Annotated in this window: 7 protein-coding genes; all 7 read left to right on the top strand. The window is 40.9% G+C overall.

What is annotated here, in order from left to right; genetic code table 11:
• Positions 1-100: 100 nt before the first annotated feature.
• Positions 101-352, top strand: a complete 252-nt coding sequence (locus QMD21_02695) for a hypothetical protein (GenBank protein MDI6855676.1) — start codon at positions 101-103, stop codon at positions 350-352.
• The gene (locus QMD21_02690; protein MDI6855675.1) at positions 352-831 is read left to right on the top strand and encodes a permease; all 480 of its coding nucleotides are present in this window, start codon (positions 352-354) and stop codon (positions 829-831) included. Before QMD21_02695 ends, QMD21_02690 begins: the two co-directional genes overlap by 1 nt.
• A gap of 13 nt (positions 832-844) precedes the next feature.
• Positions 845-1,321, top strand: a complete 477-nt coding sequence (locus QMD21_02685; protein ID MDI6855674.1) for a V-type ATP synthase subunit K — start codon at positions 845-847, stop codon at positions 1,319-1,321.
• A 16-nt stretch (positions 1,322-1,337) separates the two neighbouring features.
• Entirely contained in the window at positions 1,338-1,970 is a 633-nt protein-coding gene (locus QMD21_02680; GenBank protein ID MDI6855673.1) for a cob(I)yrinic acid a,c-diamide adenosyltransferase, read from the top strand.
• A 162-nt stretch (positions 1,971-2,132) separates the two neighbouring features.
• Positions 2,133-4,109, top strand: a complete 1,977-nt coding sequence (acs, locus tag QMD21_02675; protein MDI6855672.1) for an acetate--CoA ligase — start codon at positions 2,133-2,135, stop codon at positions 4,107-4,109.
• A 4-nt stretch (positions 4,110-4,113) separates the two neighbouring features.
• On the top strand, positions 4,114-4,416 hold the full coding sequence (locus QMD21_02670; GenBank protein ID MDI6855671.1) for an acetate uptake transporter: 303 nt from the start codon (positions 4,114-4,116) through the stop codon (positions 4,414-4,416).
• 20 nt (positions 4,417-4,436) lie between these two features.
• On the top strand, positions 4,437-5,105 hold a 669-nt coding region (locus QMD21_02665; protein ID MDI6855670.1), incomplete at its 3' end, for an FAD-dependent oxidoreductase.

Below are 5,105 nucleotides of genomic sequence, written 5' to 3'. Positions count from 1 at the left end.
TCTAATTACTGAACGGTAAAAGAAACAATATTTTAGTAAACCTTCGGAAGTACTGTTTATATGAAAAAATATTAGAATAGCTAAATCAATAACCGTTTTTATGTTAGAATTGCTAAATAACGAGCTGAGTTTGAATCTGCTGGAAAATCTATGCTCTGGTATAGGAGTGGGCGTAAATATAAGCAAATTAGCCTGGAGCCCCGGTATAGCATTCTCAGTTATAGAATCAAAAATCGCTGAAAAAACCAAATTTATCATTAAGGAGTTTTTAGAGAAAAAAATTCCGCCACGAAGTATTGGTGTAAAATTTGCTCAAGAACAAATTGATAAAGTGGTAAAGGGGAGAGAATAATGGCATATGAAGGTATAGTTATAGCAATGTTCGTTGCAGTTTTGTCAGTTACATTAAGCGCTCTCGGATCATTTGTAGGTATGGGGATGGCAAGGCAAGCATATGAAAGAGCAGTGGCTGGAAGCGAAAGGCAGAAAAAATTTGGTAAAGTACTGATTTTACAACTTCTACCCTGCACACAGAGTATCTATGGATTTTTAGCAATGTTATTGATAATGTTCAAAGTAGGGCTACCTACTACCCTTAAGGATGTGAGCCCAACAGCTGGCTTGGCAATACTCTTTGCCTGTCTGCCCATAATGATATGCAACGTTCCCTCTTCAATTTGGCAGGGCAAACTTGTTGCTCCGTGTGGCGAGTTTCTCGTAAAGAGACCTGAAAAATCTGGTAAAATCATAATATTCCCACTGATTGTAGAAATCTATCCTGTGTTAAGTTTGCTCGCTACAATATTACTCCTTAAAGGAATACCGGTCTAAGGTGAGGTAAAAAATGGAAATAATTGGATTAGCAATAGCAATAATTGGTGCTGCATTAGGAGCTACTCTGAGTGGAGCCGCATCCGCGATAGGTTGCGGACTTGTAGGGCAAGCATGCACTGGCGTTACTTCTGAAGATCCTGAAAAATTCGGTGCATTGCTAATTCTGCAGGTACTACCTGGCACGCAGGGTATCTATGGATTCCTTGCAATGTTCTGGGTAATGATGAAAGTAGGATTGCTGGCCACGCCTATAGAACTGACGTTACATCAAGGGTTTGCGCTTTTAGGCGCTTGTATACCGATGATGATAGGAAACCCGATTTCTGCTGTATGGCAAGGTAAGGTGGCGACTAACGGTGTAGCACTTATAGCTAAAAGACCTGAAGAACTGGGTAAGGCAATGATATTTGCAGTTATTGTAGAAACTTACGCCGTGCTAAGTCTGCTTGTAACAATACTCCTAGTGAATGGCATACCTGTAGGGTAAGTGTAGAGTGTGATATATGAGGTGCAGATCATCTGAAAGAAGAAATGCCGAGATGAATACGATGCAAGGATATGTGTATGTTTATAGCGGTAAAGGTTACGGCAGAACGTTAGTAGCTATCGGTCATGGGCTAAGATGCGCAGGTAGCGGATTGAAAGTCTATATGATTAGATTTGTAGATGGCAATATTTACAGCGAGTTGAATGCTGTAATAAACATACCTAACTTTGAAATTGCGCGATTCGGTAGAGAGAATTTTAGAGGTAAGGAAACTCTTCAAGAAATAGATTTTAAGTTAGCAAGACAGGGCTTAGAGCATGCTAAAGAGACAATTTCCAGTGGAAAATACGATGTGGTTATTCTTGACGAAATAACTACTGCTATAGATTTTAAACTCATTGCTCTAGAAGAAATTCTAAAACTTATCAATAGCAGGGAGAGTACTGAACTAGTATTAACGGGCAGATTTTCGGTTCCACAAATTGTAAAAATTGCTGATTTTGCAGTTGAACTTATAGATATGAAACATCCATGCGACAGAGAGCTACTTGCCAAGGTGGGTATTGATTATCATCGGTATATGAAAAATTTGGGTTATTCTGATGATGAGATTGTTAGTATTGAGGAACAAGAGAGGGATGTGAAATGAAAAAATGTAAACTTTGTGGGCGCCGCTTCGCACCGGAATTACAATTAGATTATATCAAACATAAGCTTCCTGCTCACATGCTCACAATAATATTCTTGAAATTTGTGTTAACTGTAGACGGACAACTCAAAGAAAAAGAGAATTGAAAAAGGAGTGAGTAAGATGGTTGCAGAAAAATTAAAAAAAGACATAGAGGCGTTATTGCTGGAGAAAAGAGTTTTTCCTCCTCCTAAGGAGTTAGTAGAGCAGAGCAATGTAAAAAAATGGATGGAGCGACATAACATAAAAAGTTACGAAGAGCTTTTAGAAAAAGCTAAAGATTTAGAATGGTTCTGGGGTGAAGTTTCTAAAGAAGTAGTTACGTGGGCTGCACCCTACAAGAAAGTCTTAGAATGGCAGAGGCCTTGGGTGAAATGGTTTGTAGGCGCTAAATATAATATTGTTCTGGATGCACTAGATAGGCATGTAAAAGGCTGGCGCAAAAACAAACTTGCGTATATTTACGAAGGCGAGCCGGGCGATACGAGAAAACTAACTTACAACGAACTTTATATTGAAGTGAACAAACTTGCTAATACCTTGAAATCATTAGGCGTGAAAAGAGGCGACCGCGTTGCTATCTACTTACCTATGATACCGGAGTTGCCAATAGCGATGCTTGCATGCGCTAAAATAGGTGCCGTCCATACAGTTGTATTTTCAGGGTTTAGCGCAATCGCGCTGAGGGAGAGAATAAACGATGCGGAGGCAAAAGTGCTGATTACATGCGACGGGTTCTATAGGCGCGGCAAAATAATTCCTCTGAAAAGCATGGCTGACGATGCATTAAGAGAGGCTCCTACGATAGAGAATGTGATTGTATACAAACGTGTGGCCGCTGGCAGCGAATTGATACCTTGGAACGAAAAGCGCGATCATTGGTGGCATGAAATTACAGGGAGGGAAAAAATAACCTGCGATACTGAGATTTTAGATGCGAACGATACTTTATATATTCTTTACACCTCAGGCACCACAGGCAGGCCTAAAGGAGTTATTCACGCACACGGCGGCTATGCAGTAGGTACAGCTCTAACACTCAAATGGGTCTTTGACTTGAAAGATGACGATATATGGTGGTGTGCTGCAGATATAGGCTGGGTAACAGGTCATTCTTATATTGTATACGCGCCTTTGATTCTAGGAGCTACTTCCGTAATATACGAAGGCGCTCCTGACTATCCTGGTCCTGATAGATGGTGGGCTATCATAGAAAGATATAGAGTAACTGTTTTTTACACTTCGCCCACGAGTATAAGACTTTTTATGCGCTATGGCGAAGGTTGGGTAAAGAAGCACGACTTGGGTTCTTTAAGGCTTCTGGGCACTGTTGGCGAGCCTATTAATCCAGAAGCTTGGATGTGGTATTATAAGAATATTGGTAAAGAGAAATGTCCTATTATGGATACCTGGTGGCAGACAGAAACAGGTTCTTTCTGCGTTTCTCCATTACCTATTACGCCGCTCAGACCAGGCTATGCTACTAAGCCATTACCCGGAATCACTGCAGATGTACGTGATGAGGAAGGCAAAACCGTAAGGGGTGCAGGCGGCAATTTAGTGCTACTATCGCCTTGGCCTGCAATGTTTAGAGGACTTTATAAAGACCCTGAAAGATATAAAGAGATATATTGGAGCAAATATCAGGATGGCTACTTAACAGGTGATATTGCAAGAATAGATGCAGATGGCTATTTCTGGATACCTGGCAGAGGTGACGACGTACTTAAAGTTGCAGGCCATAGAATAGGTCAATCTGAGATAGAATCCGCTTTAGTAAGTCATGAGAAAGTATCTGAAGCAGCAGTTATAGGCAAGCCGCATGAACTAAAAGGCGAGAGTATAGTTGCATTTGTAGTTTTGAAAAAGGGCGTAGAGCCAAATGACTTACTGAGAGACGAGCTTAGAGACCATGTAGTGAAAGAATTAGGTAAAATAGCGAGACCTGATGAAGTGTGGTTTGTTAATGACGTGCCTAAAACAAGGAGTGGCAAGATAATGAGGCGTGTAATTAGAGATAAGGTGATAGGTAATCCTCTTGGCGATATTTCTACACTTGCTAATCCCGAGGCTGTAGAAGAGCTGGGGCGAGCAAGATAAAGAGGTGAGAGAAAAATTGACTGAAAAAGAATTAGCAAAGCCAGTAGCGCTCGGACTCGGCGGCTTTGCATTGACCATGGGAATTATAGGAACACTTAGATTATCCAAGGGCATAGCCATGATTTTTATAACATTAACTATACTATTCTTCTTATTGGTGGTTGGTGAATTCAATCAATCTGTAAAAATTATCGCTGGCTATGAAGGAATCTTCTGCGCGCTCTGTGCTTGGTATTGTTCAGCAGCTGTTTTATTAGAACGCTGTTATGGGCGCGAGGTTCTACCGTTAGGTAAGGTGAAGAAATAACGGAAAAGGACGATTGCCACATGAAAATAGGAGTTTACGTTTGCGAATGCGGTGTGAATATTGCCTCTACAGTTAATGTAGAAAAAGTCATAGAATACGCTAAAACTTTACCCCTGGTAGTAACCGCCAGATATTACAAATACATGTGTTCAGAGCCAGGCCAGGCACTAATAAAAAAAGACATTAGCGAATTAGGTTTGGATAGAGTAATAGTAGCGTCATGCTCTCCGACTATGCACGAGCCTACTTTCAGAGAGGTATGTAAAGAAGCAGGTCTTAATCCGTACTGTTTTGAAATGGTTAATATTCGCGAGCAGTGTTCTTGGGTGCATGAAGACATAGTTAATGCAACTGAGAAGGCAACGGCGCTTATAGCAGGCACTGTAAAGCGGGCTGCACTGACAGAGCCTTTAAAAGAGCAAGAAGTGAATGTAACGCAAACAGCGCTAGTAATTGGCGGCGGTATTGCAGGTATGCAAACTTCTTTAGAAATAGCGAATGCTGGTTTTAAAGTTTATTTGGTAGAGAAAGAGCCGAGTATTGGCGGCAGAATGGCACAGCTGGATAAAACTTTCCCTACCTTAGACTGCTCTTCTTGTATTCTAACTCCAAAAATGGCAGAAGTTGGAAGGCACAAAAATATAGAGCTTCTAACTTACTCGGAAATTGCAGATGTAAAAGGGTATGTG

Source organism: Candidatus Thermoplasmatota archaeon (assembly GCA_030018475.1).
In the GTDB taxonomy this organism is placed as follows: Archaea; Thermoplasmatota; JASEFT01; order JASEFT01; family JASEFT01; genus JASEFT01.
The sequence above is the reverse complement of the archived record's forward strand: the minus strand, read 5'-3'. Positions and strand labels throughout refer to the sequence as shown.